The organism is Microcoleus sp. MOSTC5, from assembly GCF_036701825.1.
Lineage (GTDB): Bacteria > Cyanobacteriota > Cyanobacteriia > Cyanobacteriales > Microcoleaceae > Microcoleus > Microcoleus asticus.
Window position 1 is genome coordinate 142053 of the sequence record NZ_JAUBRK010000006.1, and the last position, 17851, is coordinate 159903.

17 protein-coding genes are annotated in these 17851 nt (G+C 45.4%); 12 read left to right on the top strand and 5 right to left on the bottom strand.

Going from position 1 to position 17851, the window contains the following annotated elements; translation table 11 throughout:
- Nucleotides 1-92 precede the first annotated feature (92 nt).
- Nucleotides 93-944 carry a universal stress protein gene (locus QUA54_RS04520; protein WP_333413546.1) on the bottom strand — a complete coding sequence of 284 codons (852 nt, stop codon included), beginning with the start codon at nt 942-944 and terminating at the stop codon, nt 93-95.
- 142 nt (nt 945-1086) lie between these two features.
- On the opposite strand from QUA54_RS04520, the gene QUA54_RS04525 reads away from it, so the two are divergent.
- The 4 genes from QUA54_RS04525 to QUA54_RS04540 all read left to right on the top strand — a co-directional run bounded on the left by QUA54_RS04525 (nt 1087) and on the right by QUA54_RS04540 (nt 5117).
- Nucleotides 1087-1587: a thioesterase family protein gene (locus QUA54_RS04525; protein WP_333413547.1), complete on the top strand. Its 501-nt coding sequence runs from the start codon at nt 1087-1089 to the stop codon at nt 1585-1587.
- 142 nt (nt 1588-1729) lie between these two features.
- Nucleotides 1730-2794: a DMT family transporter gene (locus tag QUA54_RS04530; RefSeq protein WP_333413548.1), complete on the top strand. Its 1065-nt coding sequence runs from the start codon at nt 1730-1732 to the stop codon at nt 2792-2794.
- Between the two features lie 23 nt (nt 2795-2817).
- The gene (locus tag QUA54_RS04535; protein ID WP_333413549.1) at nt 2818-3993 is read left to right on the top strand and encodes an ATP-grasp domain-containing protein; all 1176 of its coding nucleotides are present in this window, start codon (nt 2818-2820) and stop codon (nt 3991-3993) included.
- 191 nt (nt 3994-4184) lie between these two features.
- Nucleotides 4185-5117: a hypothetical protein gene (locus QUA54_RS04540; protein WP_333413550.1), complete on the top strand. Its 933-nt coding sequence runs from the start codon at nt 4185-4187 to the stop codon at nt 5115-5117.
- A gap of 75 nt (nt 5118-5192) precedes the next feature.
- Here the strand turns inward: QUA54_RS04540 and QUA54_RS04545 are convergent, their stop codons facing one another.
- From QUA54_RS04545 to QUA54_RS04555, 3 genes are read right to left on the bottom strand one after another with little or no spacing between them, the layout of a single operon-like run.
- Nucleotides 5193-6263 (bottom strand): DUF6282 family protein, encoded by a 1071-nt coding sequence (locus QUA54_RS04545; RefSeq protein WP_333413551.1) that lies wholly within the window; start codon nt 6261-6263, stop codon nt 5193-5195.
- Complete coding sequence (locus tag QUA54_RS04550) at nt 6241-7146, bottom strand: alpha/beta hydrolase (protein ID WP_333413552.1); 906 nt, start codon at nt 7144-7146, stop codon at nt 6241-6243. The genes QUA54_RS04545 and QUA54_RS04550 overlap by 23 nt, the downstream gene beginning before the upstream one ends.
- Nucleotides 7147-7160: 14 nt before the next feature.
- Complete coding sequence (locus QUA54_RS04555; RefSeq protein WP_333413553.1) at nt 7161-7607, bottom strand: SufE family protein; 447 nt, start codon at nt 7605-7607, stop codon at nt 7161-7163.
- Between the two features lie 176 nt (nt 7608-7783).
- On the opposite strand from QUA54_RS04555, the gene QUA54_RS04560 reads away from it, so the two are divergent.
- The 4 genes from QUA54_RS04560 to QUA54_RS04575 all read left to right on the top strand — a co-directional run bounded on the left by QUA54_RS04560 (nt 7784) and on the right by QUA54_RS04575 (nt 11535).
- Entirely contained in the window at nt 7784-8338 is a 555-nt protein-coding gene (locus QUA54_RS04560; protein ID WP_333413554.1) for a methyltransferase domain-containing protein, read from the top strand.
- A gap of 47 nt (nt 8339-8385) precedes the next feature.
- Nucleotides 8386-9378, top strand: coding sequence for an iron ABC transporter permease (locus tag QUA54_RS04565; protein WP_333413555.1), 993 nt, complete (start codon nt 8386-8388; stop codon nt 9376-9378).
- A gap of 142 nt (nt 9379-9520) precedes the next feature.
- Nucleotides 9521-10306: an ABC transporter ATP-binding protein gene (locus tag QUA54_RS04570; RefSeq protein WP_333413556.1), complete on the top strand. Its 786-nt coding sequence runs from the start codon at nt 9521-9523 to the stop codon at nt 10304-10306.
- A gap of 320 nt (nt 10307-10626) precedes the next feature.
- Nucleotides 10627-11535, top strand: coding sequence for an ABC transporter substrate-binding protein (locus tag QUA54_RS04575; RefSeq protein ID WP_333413557.1), 909 nt, complete (start codon nt 10627-10629; stop codon nt 11533-11535).
- Between the two features lie 155 nt (nt 11536-11690).
- Here QUA54_RS04575 and QUA54_RS04580 read toward each other — a convergent pair whose 3' ends face one another.
- On the bottom strand, nt 11691-12050 hold the full coding sequence (locus QUA54_RS04580) for a hypothetical protein (protein ID WP_333413558.1): 360 nt from the start codon (nt 12048-12050) through the stop codon (nt 11691-11693).
- A gap of 325 nt (nt 12051-12375) precedes the next feature.
- Here QUA54_RS04580 and QUA54_RS04585 point away from each other — a divergent pair, with 325 nt between their 5' ends.
- The 4 genes from QUA54_RS04585 to QUA54_RS04600 all read left to right on the top strand — a co-directional run.
- Nucleotides 12376-13107 carry a response regulator gene (locus QUA54_RS04585; RefSeq protein ID WP_333186678.1) on the top strand — a complete coding sequence of 244 codons (732 nt, stop codon included), beginning with the start codon at nt 12376-12378 and terminating at the stop codon, nt 13105-13107.
- Nucleotides 13108-13117: 10 nt separating this feature from the next.
- The gene (locus QUA54_RS04590; RefSeq protein WP_333413559.1) at nt 13118-13726 is read left to right on the top strand and encodes an adenylate/guanylate cyclase domain-containing protein; all 609 of its coding nucleotides are present in this window, start codon (nt 13118-13120) and stop codon (nt 13724-13726) included.
- Between the two features lie 84 nt (nt 13727-13810).
- A complete protein-coding gene (locus tag QUA54_RS04595; protein WP_333413560.1) occupies nt 13811-14746 on the top strand; it encodes a fused MFS/spermidine synthase in 936 nt (311 codons plus the stop codon).
- A 232-nt stretch (nt 14747-14978) separates the two neighbouring features.
- Nucleotides 14979-17851: HEAT repeat domain-containing protein (locus QUA54_RS04600; RefSeq protein ID WP_333413561.1), on the top strand; the 2873-nt coding region annotated here is incomplete at its 3' end.

Consider the following 17851-nt stretch of genomic DNA (forward strand, 5'->3'; position numbering starts at 1 on the left):
CTGCTTGCAAAAAAAAGCGCCAACAGCTTTTTGCTGAGGCGCTTTTTTTGTTAAATGTTGAGTGTTGGCTGCTAAGTGTTAACGATGAGAGTCTAGGCGACTGTGCGGGCTAGCAAGACGGGACAGTTGGCATAAACTCGCACGTAGTCTGATAGCGAATTTCCCAGGAGTCGATCGATATCCACAAAGCTTTTGGCAACGTTGGGCCGCCGATCCGGGGAACCGATCACCAACAAATCGGCATTCAAGTCGTCTGCAATCCGACAAATTTCTTCCCCTGGCTTGCCTGTAGCACTCACACAGCGGTAGCTAACTCCCATTTGTTTCGTTATTGCTACTGCTGGAGCCAATACCGAGTCTTTTTCAGCACTTGCTGTTGAATCTTCGGTGGATTTTCCCGTCAAATCTTTGGTGACGTGTACTAAAATTATCTCTCCGCCACTGACTCCTTTGACCAAAGATAGCGCAAGCTGCAATGACTGTTTGGCAGCTTCTGATTTGTCGATCGCCACCATGACGCGCTTGAGTTTTTTGACGTAGATGTCGTCTTTTACTAACAGCATTGGTCTGGATGTTAGCTGGAAAACGTACTGGCTGACTGAGTTTTCCAAAATCGATTGCAGCCGTCCGAGTCCCCGAGAACCCATAATTACTAAGTCGGATTTTTCTTCTTCTGCGACTTGGCAAACTGTTGTTTTCGGGTCTCCCTGTTTGAGCCGGGGATTGACTTTGCTGGGATCTATTTTCAAAGACTGGACTGCTTGTGCTAAAATCCTGCCTCCTTCTTCCAACTTCTCGGCCATGCCATCGGAAGTTACTTGGGGCGGCACGACGTGCAAGACGGTGACAGAGGTTTGTTGCAAGGAAGGGATGTCCATCAACATATTAAACATCTCTTCGCACAAGCCGCGACCGGCTACGGCTACTAAAATTTTTTCTATCATAGTTTTGGCGGTAAAAATAGTTGAGTTTTCTTGTGCGACGCTCTAACTAGGGCGTTGGTACTCGAGTTGCTTAATGTCAAGCATAAGCCTGAAGTTTGCTTTATGATTTGTAGAAATGTAGCGTTTTGGAACAATTTGTAACGTGTTAGAGAACGATCGAACTCAACCAGAACTCGCACCGACTGGTGCCATTCAAAATCGCCGCGGGATCGACTCTGAGGGCTGGTTTGAATATTTGGTGCGAGTGTACCCTCACCATACTGACTACAGCGGTGTGGTTTGGCACGGGACTTATCTGGCTTGGATGGAGGAAGCTAGGGTGGAAAGTTTGCGCTCTCTCGGCATCGAGTATGCAGACTGGGTGGCGCAGGGTTTGGAATTGCCCGTGGTGGAACTTTCGCTGCGCTACCACCGCTCTGTAAAAATGGGCCAATCTGTGGCAGTCAGAACGCGGATAGCTGCTAGCGAGGGTGTGCGGCTGCTTTGGGATTACGAAATTCGATCGGCTGATACTCAGGAGTTATATGTGACGGCACAGGTAACTTTGGTTGGTGTCGATCGCGACAAGGGCAAGATTATCCGCCAATTGCCGCCCGCGCTGAAGGAGGCTTTGACAAGGCTTTCTGTTAAACCTTCAACCTAAGCTGCTGTTAACTATACAAAATAGTTTGTGCAGCCCTAGTAAGTAGAGTGCGTGACTTTTGAGTCACTCCCTTCGCCGCCCAAATTTTATTTCGTCACGCACCCTACACAACAGCCTTCTGCCTTCATTGGAACTTTTAATAATGTCAAAAAAACTGGGATTACCAGAGCAAAATATTGAACTTCAACGCAATATTTTGGAGGATAATGAGTTAAAGTCTGCCTTAATAACTGAAGAAAAGACAAGTATTGTTTCTGGAAGCCCGGAAAATTTAAAAAATGGTGAATTAGCTGACAGTCAAGGTAAATTTGGGGCGATCGCATCGCTGTCGGCGGCGCTACTGGCTGTGTCGCTGGCTGCGATTTTTATGAGGTTGAGCGAACGGGAAATCAGCCCGAATGCTACTGTTTTTAACCGTTTGTGGATAGCAACTGTGGTATTTGGACTGTGGAACGGTGCGGGTGCTGCGCGTCGCCGAATGTCTGGGGCTGAAGTTGAAGGGCGATCGAACTACACTCTGCAAGATGTGATGCTGTTAACAGCAGTAGGCGTGGTTTCTTCTGCTTCTGTGGGTTTCTGGGCTTGGTCGCTGAGTCAGACTAATGTCGCTAATTCTACTGTACTGCGAAACTTAACTCCTTTATTTACTACTTTGGGGGGATGGCTGCTGTTGGGGCGGCGCTTTGACAACAGGTTTTTGGTGGGACTGGCGGTGGCTTTGTCCGGCGCAATTGCGATCGGCATGGACGATTTGCAAGCTGCGAGAGACAATTTTGCCGGTGACATTGCTGCTCTTTTATCGGCGATGTTTTATGCAGGAAATCTGCTAATTTCAGAACATTTGCGAACCAAGTTTCCGGCAACAACTATATTGATATGGCGATGTTTCATTGGCAGTATATTGGTTTTGCCACTGGTTCTGCTGGCGGGCGATCGAGTTTTCCCTTATTCTTGGCAGGGATGGCTGACTGTTATTGGTTTGGCGGTGATTTGCCAAGCTTTCGGTCAGGGACTGCTCATCCACAGTCTCGGTCGTTTGTCGTCGGGATTTGTAGCTTTTTTCCTGCTGCTAGAACCCGTAATTACCGCTATTATGGCTTGGGTGCTGTTTTCGGAAAGTTTGAGCTTGTTTAATTGGTTTGCTTTTTCTGTGGTTTTGGCTGGAATATATTTGGGAAAATCTAGCGATTCGGTCGCTCAAAAATGAAACACAAAGGAAAACATACTTAAATGAACCCAACATCAATTAGCATGAATCGCTGGCATTATGACTTTAGTTTGCTCCCTCAATATTTGGAGGTGCTGTTTGCTAAATTGCGGATTGCTGTAGTGTTCGGCGGCGACTGCGATCGCCCCGGATCAGTGATTTACAAAACTCACAATCCTCGCTCTTGGAAGAGTTACGAAGTCGTAGCCCGCGAGATTGCTAAAGCATTAGCAAAAATTGGCTTCAACCACGTCTTTGTCTTGCCAGACGACATGAAATTGCCGGAACAACTCAAACAAAAAAATATCCATTTAGTGTGGCTAAATACTGGCGGAGTCCAGGGCTATAATCCTGTTTGTCACACTCCCGCTTTGTTAGAAATGTTGGGAATGCCTTATGTCGGTCACAATCCTTTAAACAGTTCAACGTTAGATAACAAACACGCTTTTAAACGGGAATTGCAATCAGTTGGAATTAAAACTGCTCCTTTTATGACTTGGCATCCTTCTCAAGGGATTTTGCAGCCTCATTTGCATCAGCGTTTTGCCATTGCTTTTGGTGACTATCAAGGGCCGTTTGTTGTTAAACCAGTATCCGGCCGCGCTTCGCTGCACGTTCATTTTGTAGAAAAAGTTGAGGGTTTGTCTCAGGCCGTTTCGGAAGTTCACCGAGCAACTCACAATACTGCTTTAATTGAGAAGTATTTACCGGGACGAGAATTTTGTGTAGCGGTTTGCGGCTATGTTACTTATGCTAAAGGCAGATTTGATAAAAATACAAAACCCTTTGCTTTTTCGACGATCGAGCGGGTGCTAGCTCCTGACGAACGCATCTTTACTTCTATGGATCAAAAAGCGATTACGGCCGATCGAGGACGGTTGATGGGCGGTGAGGAAGCGGAACTCAAACAAAAGTTAATTGAGTTAGCTCGAAAAATTTATTGGGAGTTTAGTTTGAATAGTTTGGTGCGGATTGATGTCCGAAGTGATGCTGATGGCTCGCTTTATGTTTTGGAAGCAAATCCCAAACCGGATCTGAAACACCCAGGGGAAAATGTGACGAGTTTGGTGGTTTTAGGTTTGGGGGAATACGGGATGAGTTATAACGATTTAATTTTTAGTTTACTAGCGGATAGGTTGGATTATTTGCTGACTCAGCATATCGAGATTATTCCTCATATTGTGGATTTGCTGCATTAATCGGGCTTGCAGGGTGCGTATGGCGCACCTTACCTGTAAACAAAAGGTATTTGTCAATAAATATAAATTGTTGAACCAAGTTAATACAGGCTTGCAAGTTGTGATAGCTTTGAGTAAGATAGCGATTTGTTGATGTCCATTTTTTGGGCAAGCATCAAGATTAATCAATTTATATCAATTAGATACAACAAATGGAAGCATTACTTGTATTAATAGGATTTGGAGCTGGGGCCTTAGTCTGCTGGCTAATTTTGAATAAGCGAAATTCCCGCAATTTGGTGCGTATACAGGGTTCGGAGGAAGCCATCTCGAATTTGGAGGCTCAGTTGGATTCCAGGAATTTGGAATTGCGGCAAAAGATGGAGGATGAAAATCAGCTAAATTCTGAATTGTCCGAGTTGCAAAGTCGCTTGGAAACTGTGACTCGCGAGCAAGATTTTTTAAATAATCGAGTGTCGGAAATGGAAGAATTTTTGGGAGGAATTGCCCAGGAGCGATCGCAAATTGATTCTCTGATTGCTGAATTGCAGTTAGAAAATGCTCAACAAGCTGAGTCGCAGTTAGCAGAAGTGGCAGAACTTCAATATCAGTTAGAAGTTGCGGAGCAGGAGCGATCGCAGCTTAACGATCAATTGCTGGAAATGCAAGCAGAGTTAGAGGCGGTTGATGCAGAACGTTCTCAATTTCACGCTCTGCTGTCTGAATTTGAGAGTCAGTTGCAAACTGCTAGTCAAACCAGATTGCAGCTACAAAGCCAGTTGTTGGAAATTCAAATTAAGTTCGATCGCTCGATTGAAGAGGGGGAGGAACTTCAGTCTCAACTTTCGGGCGTGCAAGCTCAACAGGAAGTAGTCGAAAAAGAGCGATCGCAACTGCAATCGGAATTAGAAACAGCTAACAGAGAGCGATCGTACCTTTACTCTCAAATCTCGGAATTTCAAAATCAAATCTATATAGCTAATCAGGCTCAAAATCAACTGCAATCTCAAGTAGCGGAATTAGAAAATCATTTAGAAACCGTCTATCAAGAACGCTTGCAGCTAAATTCGCAGCTCTCCGAATTGCAAACAAACTCCCCAGCGGGCGAGAAAGAATCTCAAGAACTTGAAGTAGAGCCAAATTGACGAAAAATCAAAGATAGGACAAAAGTCCTCGCTACAAACTTTAGAATAGTTATGCCATGAGACATAATATTACTCCTAAATTCCTAACAATCGAGCTGGATTTTCCTTCATCATTAAATCTATTTCGCGTTGAGAAATGCCTTCCTCTAGCAATTTTTTTACAAATAACTTGTAGCCTTCTGCAGGTAAAGGATCGGGTTTTCTGCCCAAATCCGTGCTCATAACAAAATGCTCGGCTCCGATTAGTTTAATCGCTGCTGCCATCTTGCTAATAGAAACTTGATGCCAGTTTTTGTGTCCCTCATCAGCAGCATTTTCTCCCATCAAATCGTTAACAAATGCTAGTTCTAGAAAAGCTCCCATCTGGGCGGCTCTTTGCATATTTTCTAAGGACAAACCGGGTACATCTGCCATTGCGTGGGTAATCAGGATGTTCTTAATGTTGAGAAGGTTGGCTTCAGTGACAACCGCCATCACTTCTTCTGAGGAAATATGACCGGTTTCCAATACCAAATTCTCTTTTGCTACCATCTTCAACACCGCTGCTGTTTCCGGTAAAACATTGCCATTTTCCGCAACTTTAATCCCAATTCCCGACTTGTGAAAAACCTGCAAGTGATGCTCAGCATCAACCGTTGGCAGCCACACTATTTTACCGTATTTGCCACCGATGCGGTGCATTGCTTCTACAGCCTCGGGATTAATGCCACCCACAGCATAATTGAGAACGACTCCCCCGAAAACTTGGATTTCTGGTATTATTTTATTAACCAAAACTGCCCGCGCTGCGGTGCTGGCATAATGATTTTTCAATACAACAGCTTTCATGTGCGATCGCGCCGCTGACTTAGCTACCTCAAAATCGTCTAAGCTGCGGGGAATCACATCAGGAGAAGAATGGATGTGAAAGTCGATCGCACCTTCAATAATACTCTCTTGTGAGTTAGCAAACGGCGGATCTCCTAAAGCATACAGTGGCCAAGAAAAAGAAGAAAAACTTAGCCAAAATACCGCTGTTATTCTGATGATATAAACCGCCAAATAGTAAACCGCCGAATATAATTCGGGGCTACACAAACAAAGTCCGCCTGCGCGGACTGGAGAAGTGGAAATTTCAAGCAATTTATAAAAAAGATTTAACCGCATTTGCTAAATCTGCTGCATTCTCTTCGTGCATACCCAAAGAACCGGGAATAACTCGCGATTCAACACCCGGTAATTCCGTTAATGCTTCCATTTCAGCCTTGGATTTGGGCGGCGCATTTTCAGCAATTACAACCATCACCGGCACTGCTAACTGTTGAAATTGATCTGTAAATTCCGATCGCACTTTTGCCGGATCTAAACCACCAGTCACGAAGGCGGCGGAACCGTACCTAGCACCTGGTTTTTGCGTCACTTGCCATTTGCTTTGGATGAAATCAGGCGTGACTTTTGCAGCATCGACATAGACGTGGCGGCGGTACATGAGACTGAGAAATGACGGCGCAGTGTTCAGTTTGTAAAGGAATTGACCGATTAAGGGCGATCGTACTAATTCTCTCACGATTCCATGCCACCTGCTTTGCTGTTTGCTCATCGTCGGCAAAGGCCCGCGCCAAGTCGGCGCAGCTAACACAATCTTTGACCAAACATTGGGCTTTGATTGCGCTAATTGCATCGCATAACCCGCAGCGTGACCTGCTGCAACTACAGCAACCGGACTATTAAAAATTGCCTCAACAAAATCCTTGAGAAATTGATGGTATAATTGCGGTTGATAGTCGGTTCGCGGGCGATCAGATTCGCCAAAACCCGGCCAATCTAAGCTCACAACTTGAAATTTAGGAGCTAACAATTCTGCTAAAGGACGCATTTCTTCTCGCGTGGAAACCGTACTGAATGCCGGCAGCAACAATACAGGATTTCCCTGTCCTCTGGTTTCGTAAATAACTTTGATTTGGGTTTCTTTCCAATTCCACAGATATTCTTGAACTGCGGCGGGATAGTTGCCAGAACTTGATTTTGTTAAATCTGTAGTTTGAGTCATGGCTGTTTATTCTTTTAATTTGCTTCGGCTTGCTTGTTCAATTCACAAGCAAGTGCCTTGTTTTTCATCATTTGAAAAATGTTGTAAAATCCGTTAGCGCGGGAAGGTGTCAGACTCACATTCAATCCCGTGTCTTGAATAAAATCTGGGGTAATGCTGACAATTTCAGCAGGCGTTAATCCGCTCAAACCTTCCACCAGCAAGCCAACTAATCCTTTGACTAACTGAGCGTCTGAATCGCCTTGATACAAAACTTTTCCGTCTGCTAAATTTGCAGTAATATAAACTTGCGATACGCAGCCAGAAACTTTGTTTTCAGGCAGTTTGTCGCTTTCGGGAAATGCTGGGAGTCGCTTGGCATACCACAGCAGTTGTTCGTAGCGCTGTTTCGGATCGGAGTGTCGCTGAAAGCGCTGGACGATTTTAGCTAAGGCTGCGGGTAGCGCGGTGTTTGCGGACATGATTCCAAGTAGCAGTTTATTTTGCTAATATTATAAATTTTATTGTAGCAGCAGGTGTGTTCGATTTGCAACATCGGCGTTGCTCTGCACTCATCTGGTCGCGCTGAAGCCGTCTTCAGGTGAATGGGTTATTGTTATTGTAGTTAACGAGTTCGAGCATTCAAAACAGAGGAAATATGGTATTTAGTGCTGTTAACGAAGATTGGTGTCGAGTCGTAATGAACCGCGAAACGCGCAGCATAGTTAAAAGCTTGCAGCCCGATGGATTGAATGTATTAGAAATTTCTGGAAATAGTTGGGGTAATTGGGAGTCTTTCAAAAGCTATAAATCGCTCAAATATCCCGATTTTGATATTTGCGAGTCTTGCCTCGACGAAACATTTGATTTGATCGTTGCCGAGCAGATATTTGAACATTTACTTTGGCCTTACCGCGCAGGCAAAAATATATATAAAATGCTCAACAGCAACGGTTACTTTTTAATAACTACACCATTTTTAATTCGCATTCACGATTATCCTACAGACTGCTCTCGCTGGACAGAAACTGGCATCAAATACTTGCTTGCTGAATGCGGTTTTAATTTAGAAAACATTCAAACAGGAGCGTGGGGAAACCGAGCTTGTGTGGTGGCAAACTTTGCGAGGTGGGAACTTTACAATCCCTCCATTCATTCGCTAGCAAACGAGCCGGATTTTCCCTTGGTAGTTTGGGCGATCGCACAGAAATAACTCTGCAAAAAGGCTATTTATCTAAAAGCAAAGCGGTATAATATATTGTGAAAAAAATCTGGCTAAAATATCGAGTTTTTCAGGCAGTTGTATTCTTAGGATTGGGTTTGCTGTTAACCATCGCCCTTTCGCTTTCTTTTGGTGCGGTGCCGATGAGTGCCGATCAATTGTGGCAAGCATTTCTGCACCGAGGCGATGCTGTCAATCAAACTATTTTCTGGGAATTGCGTTTGCCCAGAGTTGCGGCCGCGCTGACGGTTGGTGCAGCTTTAGGAATGTCCGGGGCTTTGCTGCAAGGGTTGCTCCGCAACGGTTTAGCAGATCCTTTTGTATTAGGAATTTCGGCTGGTGCAGGGTTGGTTGCGATTACCATGCTGACTTTGGGAATATTTCAAACTTGGGTGCCTTTGGCGGCTTGGATAGGCGCTATTTTAACTTCGATGCTGGTCTACTTTTTGGGAAAAACTAAAACGGGGATTTCTGTTGAACGTTTAGTATTAGCTGGTGTGGCTGTGAGTTCTCTGTTTGGGGCAATACAAACTACGCTGCTGCTGTTAGCTGAAGACAGCCGCTTGCAAGCTGCTTTGAATTGGTTGATCGGCAGTTTGAACGGTCGCGGTTGGTCAGATTTGCAGGTTGCTGCACCTTATATTTTGGCTGCTTTGCTGTTAGGATGTTTTTTGGGGAGATCGATAAATTTGCTGGCTTTGGGCGACGATTTAGCTGTTGGTTTGGGGGTTTCGCTGGTACGATCGCGCTTGTTGATTGGGGGTGTTGCTACTTTGCTAGCTGCGAGTGCTGTCAGCATCGGCGGATTGATTGGTTTTGTGGGATTGGTTGTGCCTCACGGCGTGCGTTTGTTGGTTGGTAATGATTATCGGTTTGTGTTGCCGCTGAGTGCGATCGGCGGTGCTTGGGTGTTGACTTTTGCGGATTTTTTGGCTCGTTTGGGTGCGGTAGAATTGCCTGTGGGTACGGTTACGGCTTTGTTGGGTTCTCCGCTGTTTGTTTGGCTGCTTTATCGGCGTTCTAGTCAGTAGGGAAGAAGGAAGAAGGAAGTTCGGCAACGGATGATGTAACGGATGTAAAGGATAGAAGGAAGAAGGAAGAGGGAAGAAGGAAGACGCAAAATTAATTACCGATTACCGATTACCAATAACAAATAACAAATAACCAAATATAATGTCTTTAGAAATTCAAAATTTAACTGGGGGTTACGGCGAAGTTGCGATCGCCCACAACATTACTTTATCTTTGCAACCTGGTGAGTGGTTGAGTCTCATCGGTGCCAACGGTTCTGGTAAGTCTACTTTTTTGAAGTTAGTTAGCCGCATCCTAACTCCGCAGCAAGGAAGTGTGTTGCTTGATGGCAAAGCAATTCATACTCAACCTGCGGCTGTTGTCGCTCAAAAATTAGCGATTTTGCCGCAGCAGCAAACAGTGCCAGAAGGTTTGACGGTAAGGCAATTAGTTAGTTTGGGGCGTTCTCCTCATCAGGGTTGGTGGCAGTGGGAATTGAGCAAAGAAGATGCGGACAAGGTGGAAGTTGCGATCGCTCAAACTGGGATTGAGGAATTTCGCGATCGCCCCGTCGAACAACTCTCAGGAGGCGAACGCCAGCGCGCTTTCCTCGCCTTAGCTTTGGCTCAAAATCCGCAAGTTTTGCTATTAGATGAACCTACTACTTATTTAGATATTTGCTATCAGTTGCAATTGTTAGAGTTGCTTAACAAACTAAATTTAAAACAAAAATTGACGATTATTACAGTGCTGCATGAAATTAACCTAGCTGCTAGGTACAGTTCGCGGATTGCTATGTTAAATAAAGGAGAACTTTTTTGTGTAGGAACTCCTGCAGAAGTTTTAACTCCTGATAATTTAGCTGAGATTTTTGGCGTAGAAGCTATCATTTTAGAAACTTCTGTAGGCTTGCAGATTTGTGCGATCGCTCCTACTCTTCACACTTAATATTTTTATGATAAGTATAACCTTGCCCTAGCACTAAGTTCTCAATTTACTCATAATTATTTCTATTAACTGATTGCCGCAATCCGCTGTTCTATCTGAGTGCCACAGGCTTTAAACTATTACCTAGTCTTGATTCCCAAGGGTGGAATAAAACTTAAGAGATACTTAAAAAATTTGCATTCAGGCAACAAAGGCGGTTTTTTATACAAAATCTACCGTAAACTATTGATATTTAAATCATTAAGCGCTAAAGTGCGATCGAACTTCCCGTCAATTCTGTCTTTACCGCGCCTAAACTCGCTGTCACTCCAGCCTAAACTATGTACAAAACTTTGTTTTCTCGTACCGCTATCCTGCTGCTGAGTTTAGCATTTGCCGCTTGCTCCGCCGCAACTCCACCACAACTTCAGCAATCAACTCCTGCTGTTTCGCCATCAGCCAATCAACCACAAACAACTAACAGCGAATCTGTAGAAAAAGTTGTAGCTTTAACACCTTTAACCGCCGATATTATCCATCAACTCGACAAAACCAAACTTGTAGGAATTCCCGGCAGCAAATTAGTCAGCAGCAACTCCAAATTTACAGGAATTACCGCAGTCACTGGCGAACGCACCCCTCCCAATTTGGAAAAAATCATCGCATTGAAACCGGATTTGGTGGTAGGTGCGTCGGGATTTCACGACCAAACAATGCAAAAATTGCAGCAGCTTGGAATTAAAACTTTACTCACTCAAGTTGATAGCTGGAAATCCCTAGAAGAGTTAACAACCACTTTAGCTCAATCCCTCAATACGAATCCCGAACCCCTGTTAAAACGCTACCAAACATTTTTAGCAGACATCCCGAATCAAAAGCCCGCCACTTTAGTTTTGGTAAGCAGACAACCGATTTTATCGCCGAATCAAAGCAGTTGGGCTGGAGATTTGCTGGGTAAGTTTAACGTGAAAAATGTCGCAGCCCAATTGCAAGGAGATAGCCCCGTGCGAGGCTACGTGACGCTTTCAGCGGAAAAGGTTTTAGAGGCTAATCCCGAAGTAATCATTATAGTCGATCGGGGAGAAGGAATTTTAGACCAATTTAAATCTGATTCATTTTGGAATCAACTAACAGCCACAAAAAATAATCGAGTTTACGTTTTTGACTACTACGGATTGGTCAACCCAGGCAGTATCGAAAAAATTGAGCAAGCAACTGCTCAACTTAAACAAGTTCTAGCTAAAAAGTAGAGACCCGATTTTGAGAGATACAAAATCTCTAGAAATCATGGAACAAATTGACTGCAATTTCTCAAAAAGGAGAAAGCTAAAGGCACTCAAAAGCGCGCAGCGATCGGAAACCTGGTTTTTGAGCCTGATTCCCAATGCTGTCCGATCGATCGGCCTTACACCGGTAACAGCGGCACACCGCGCAACAGGCGCAGCGAATTGATACAAGCCGGGCAGTCGCAGCCAAACATCGCCACGGCGGCATCGCTTTCTTCTTCGGAAAAGTCCAGCATTGCCACCTGTTCGTCAGCAGGGCCCTGCCAACTGATTTTTGGTTGAGAATTAGCAGCAGCGGTTTTGGCGGGGAGGCGCACGCAAGTCAGGCGCTGAGTGTGGGGCGATCGCACGCACTTGGGCGAATCAGCCGATTGGCTTGGTGTTTCGCCAATTTGAGCGGGATTTGCGATCGCGCTTAAAGACATCACAGATCCAAACAGCGTTGGACTTACCAATAAAGTGAGGAGCAATCGATTCATTTGTCGTCCTTCAGAACTTCAACGTATACAGTAGCCGATTATCTGTTGCAATTCAACAATGTTTTCGTCCGACATCAGTACGATTTGCCGTTATTAAGGCTTAAAAGCCGCATATTTGCTACCAAAACCTTGAACAATTATCCGCCTATTGAAAACCAGCATTTTCTGATAAGTATCACCTTTGCTTCCCTGTTTAAGATTTGTTGCAATTTGAGTAAATTTAGATTGCGAGTGATAACAAATTCATCCTATGCGGGTAAACTGATTTCAGCAAGGACAACTCGCAGCAGCGGACAAGTTTACCTCAAAAATTAGGTGAGGAGTGATGAGTACAGTTTTAGTTGTGGAAGATTCCCGCAGCCAGCGCGAGTGCATTTCACATCAGTTGAGATGCAGCGGATTGAATGTAATTCAGGCATCTGACGGTGTGGAAGCGCTGGATAAAATTGAGAAAAATTGCCCCGATTTAGTATTATTAGATGTCATAATGCCCCGTTTAGACGGCTACGGCGTTTGCCGTTTAATTAAAGCTAATCCCGAAACTCGGAACATACCGGTGGTATTTTTAACAGGGAAGGGACAGCAGTTAGCTTTATTTTCCAGGTTCCAGGGCGATCGCGCCGAGGCTTATGTTAGCAAACCTTGGCAGCCGAGGGAACTTTTGGCAACGATCAAAAAAGTTTTGCTCAATGCCAATATTAAGTTCGATCGAGCTTCTGCTGACGCTTGGACTGAATACGGAATTTTAAATTTAAATACAGTCGAACTTTATCAAAGCCACGCCGATGCTTGGACAAAATACAGCCCCCAAATTATTAAATTGTACGATTCCAGCTTAGCAGCTTTCGAGCAAGCTTTGGCAATTGAACCGAGTCACTCGAATGCCAACAAGTATCGCAACCGAGTTCAGACAATCCGGGCAATTTTGAGGAAAAAATTAGAGCAAACTAAACCTTGCAAAGTCTGCGATTATTATTACGGTAGGGACGGGCTAAACTGTGCGGTTCATCCGGCTGGCCGCCCTCAAGAACTGTGTCGCGATTGGGAATTAAATTAAATAAACTTCAATGAAAACAAATAACCGGGCTAACTTGGAAAAGTTGCTGCAAGAAAGAAACGAACATCCCGAAAGAATGGCTGAAATTGATGAAAAAATTAATGCCACTTTCCGCAAAAATTACGCAATTTTAGTAATGGATATGTCGGGATTTTCGCGCACGACAGTCCGCTACGGAATCATTCATTTTTTGGCAATGATTCACCGGATGCACGGAATTGTCAAACCGATAATTTCCGAATGTGGCGGTACTGTAGTCAAGGAGGAAGCGGACAATATTTTTGCAGTATTTACCGATGTAAAATCGGCGGTGGAATCTGCGATCGACTCTGTGAAACAAACGGCGGCTGTTAACACGACACTGCCGCCGGAAATGGACATTCACCTCTGCATTGGTATTGGTTGCGGCGATGTTTTGATGCTGGAAGGAGAGGATATGTACGGTTCCGAATTTAATCTGGCATCGAAGCTGGGAGAGGATTTAGCGGAACGGGGAGAGATTTTGCTCACCTCAGCAGCCTTTGAAAATTTGGAAGGTGACAAGCAAGATTGGGAAAGAGTGGATTTTTCGATTTCGGGTTTGGAGTTGGTGGCATACAAACGGATACTGTCTGCTTAATTTATATATTCGCGATTAAAATCGCATTTACACAAACTTTCGTCCGCCTGCGCAGACTAAGAAATAAGTGGGATTTGCTATTACATGATTGACGATCGCCAAAATTGGCAACGTATGAATTTAGCTGCCATTCAACAGCGGCTGGCTTGGCTGCAACAACAGCCAGACAAAGTTATTTTTTGCAAAGATTCTGGTGTTCACTATGTTGCAGTCACAAAAGATCGATCGCACATTAAGCTATCTTTAGTAGAAAAAGTTAATTTGCATACAGATTTACTGCAATCTGTTTGCGATTTCAACAATCCTTTACATCTAGTGTCTGAATATACTCAGGCGATGATGTTGGGTTTAGTGTGGCAAAACCAACCTCAAAGAATCTACATAGCTGGTTTTGGCGGCGGCAGAATTCCCTTAGTGTTGCACCACTATTTGCCCGAAACTGTTATAGAATGTGCGGATGTCGATCCGATCGCGATCGAAGCAGCTACACAGTGTTTTGGGGTGCAGTTGGACGATCGGCTGAGTGTGACAATTCAAGACGGCAGAGAGTATCTGGAACAGCAAAAACCCGATAAGCAGTACGATATCATCATGACCGACGTATTTTTTGGCAACGGCTACTTTCCGCACCGGCTGGCCACGAAAGAATTTTATCAACTCTGCGAAAAACGCTTGTCAAGTGAGGGAGTTGTGCTGGTAAATCTGTTGCAAAGAGATGAGTTTTATGCGGAAAAAATCAAGACTTTTCAAAGCGTGTTTTCTCAGGTGTACTTGTGTCCGTGGAAGGACATTAACAGCGTTTTGATTGGTACTAACAGCGCTATTTTAGAGAAAGACGAGATTGTTGCTAGGGCAAAATATTTGCAAGATGGCTATCAATTTTCATTTCCATTAACAGAGAGAGCACAGGAAGTAAAATTAGGTACAGAATTGGCGGAAGCTGTAGCTAATTTAGATCGAACTCAAATTTTGCATGACGATGCGCCGCCCCCTGGTTATTTTGATTGCTGGTTATTCTGATATTGATAATAATATCTCGCTTTTATCGAAGTTTCGATCCCCCTAAATCCCCCTTAAGAAGGGGGACTTTGAGTAAGTTCTTGTCCCCCCCTTTTTAAGGGGGGCTAGGGGGGATCGAGATGATGGTTACTCACACAGAATATTGATGCTACTTTTTTCCCAAATTTTCAGCATCGATCGCCGATCGAGAAAAAATTCTATAATCAACCCATATTCTAAAATCTATAATCAAATGGCGACACCAGTTGATTTTCCTAAATATCTGCAATTCCTGGTTGAGTCTTATAAAAAACAACAGCATCTCTACACCCTGACGGATTTACAGGTGGAGGTGGAGGTGGAAATTCCACCGGAGGATTCATCGCAACCTCCATCCGCAAAAAATAAACCAGAAACGAAAATCGATCGGCTGGAAGTGCTGGCGGGACTCCGCAAGTACGTGCAGCAGGGAAAAGTGCTGCTAGTGGGCAAGCCCGGTTCGGGAAAATCGACGGTTTTGCAGCGTTTTCGGTGGGAATTGGCACTAGAAGCGCTCAATGAGGGCGATCGACCGATTCCGGTGTTGGTGCAGTTGAGGAGCGATCGCTCGATTTTAGAAGCTATCTGTGCCGAATTTCGACAGGCAAAGCTGAGAGTTTGCCCGGAAGAGGTGGATGATTTGCTGCTGGATGGCAGGTTGCTGCTGTTGCTGGATGGCGTGAATGAGATGCCATCGCAACAAAGGCGGCAGGATTTGCAGCTATTCCACGACGACAATCCCGATACGGCGATGATTTTCACGACGCGGGATTTGGCGCTGGGCGGATCTTTGGGCATTGAGAAAAAGCTGGAGATGTGCGCGCTGACGGAACCGCAGATGCGGGAGTTTGTGCACAAGCATTTGCCGCAACATGGGGATTCGCTGCTGCGACAATTGGGCGATCGCCTGCGAGAGATTGCCGAAACGCCGTTACTACTGGAAATGATGTGTAAGGTGTTTAAAAATACCGGGAAAATTCCCCAGAGTAAGGGCGAGTTGTTTCAGGAGTTTGATCGCCAGTATGAGGAGTTTAAAGGCGGTGCGTGGGTTTCGGATGGTTTTCGGCGCTTCAAGTCGGAGGTTTTGCAGCAGTTGGCTTTTGTGATGTTGCAGGGCGACTCGCAGCGCCCCACGGATGGTTGGGTGGCGATTTCTCGCGATCTGGCTGAGGGGATTTTGGAGTGCTGGTTGCGCGATCGGGGGGTGCTGGATGCGCCAACCAAGGCGAAGGAGTGGCTAGAGGATTTGCTGGAGCACCATCTGTTGCAGGTGGCGGCAAAGCCGGAGGAAATTGAGTTTCATCACCAATTATTTCAGGAGTATTATGCGGGGCGGGCGTTGCTGAAACTGTTGGTTGAAAGGCATATTGATGCGATCGATGATGAACGGTTGCAGCATTTCTATTTGAATTATTTTAAATGGACGGAGCCTCTGGCGTTCATGCTGTCGTTGTTGCGGGATGAGGTGCAGGCGGTGCGGGTGGTGCGGCTGGCTTTGGAGGTGGATTTGATGTTGGGGGCGCGGCTGGCGGGGGAGGTGCAGCGGGAGTTTCAGAAGCGCACGGTTGGGTTGGTGGATGGGTTGGATGTGCCGGGGTGGTTGAAGGTTGGGCTTTTGGGGGAAGTGCGATCGGATGAGGCGATTCCGGGATTACTTAAACTCGTTGAACATTCAGACTCTCATGTGCGTAGTAGCGCGGCAGATGCCTTAGGCAAAATCGGTGACGATCGGGCGATTCCGCGATTACTTAAACTCGTTAAAGATTCAGACTATTCTGTGCGTTGGAGGGCGGCAGTTGCCTTAGACAAAATCGGTGACGGTCGGGCGATTCCGGGATTACTTAAACTCGTTGAACATTCAGACTCTTATGTGCGTAGTAGCGCGGCAGAGGCCTTAGGCAAAATCGGTGACGATCGGGCGATTCTGGGATTACTTAAACTCGTGGAAGATTCAGACTCTCATGTGCGTAGTAGCGCGGCAGATGCCTTAGGCAATATCGGTGACGATCGGGCGATTACGGGATTACTTAAACTCGTTAAAGATTCAGACTATTATGTGCGTAGGGTGGTGGCAGATGCCTTAGGCAAAATCGGTGACTATCGGGCGATTCCGGGATTACTTAAACTCGTTGAAGATTCAGACTATGATGTGCGTAGTAGCGCGGCAGATGCCTTAGGCAAAATCGGTGACTATCGGGCGATTCCGGGATTACTTAAACTCCTTGAAGATTCAGACGAAGATTCAGACTATGATGTGGGTAGTAGCGCGGCAGATGCTTTAGGCAAAATCGGTGACGTTCAGGCGATTCCGGGATTACTTAAACTCGTTGAACATTCAGACTTTTATGTGCGTTGGAGCGCGGCAGATGCTTTAGGCAAAATCGGTGACGAGCAGCCGATTCCGGCATTACTTAAACTCCTTGAAGATTCAGACTCTGATGTGCGTAAGATCGCGGCAGAGGCCTTAGGCAAAATCGGTCACGAGCAGGCGATTTCGGCATTACTTAAACTCCTTGAAGATTCAGACTATGATGTGCGTTGGAGGGCGGCAAATGCCTTAGGCAATATCGGTGGCGAGCAGGGGATTCCGGGATTACTTAAACTTGTTGAAGATTCAGACTCTGATGTGCGTAACATCGCGGCAGAGGCCTTAGGCAAAATTGGGGGCGAGCAGGGGATTCCGGGATTACTTAAACTTGTTGAAGATTCACGCTATGATGTGCGTAGGAACGCGGCAGAGGCCTTAGGCAAAATTGGTGGCGAGCGGGCGATTCCGGGATTACTTAAACTCGTTGAAGATTCAGACTCTTATGTGCGTATGATCGCAGTATATGCCTTAGGCAAAATCGGTGACGAGCAGACGATTCCGGGATTACTTAAACTCGTTGAAGATTCAGACTATGATGTGCGTTGGAGGGCGGCAGATGCCTTAGGCAAAATCGGTGACTATCGGGCGATTCCGGGATTACTTAAACTCGTTGAAGATTCAGACTCTTATGTGCGTAGGAGCGCGGCAGATGCCTTAGGCAAAATCGGTGACTATCGGGCGATTCCGGGATTACTTAAACTCGTTGAAGATTCAGACTC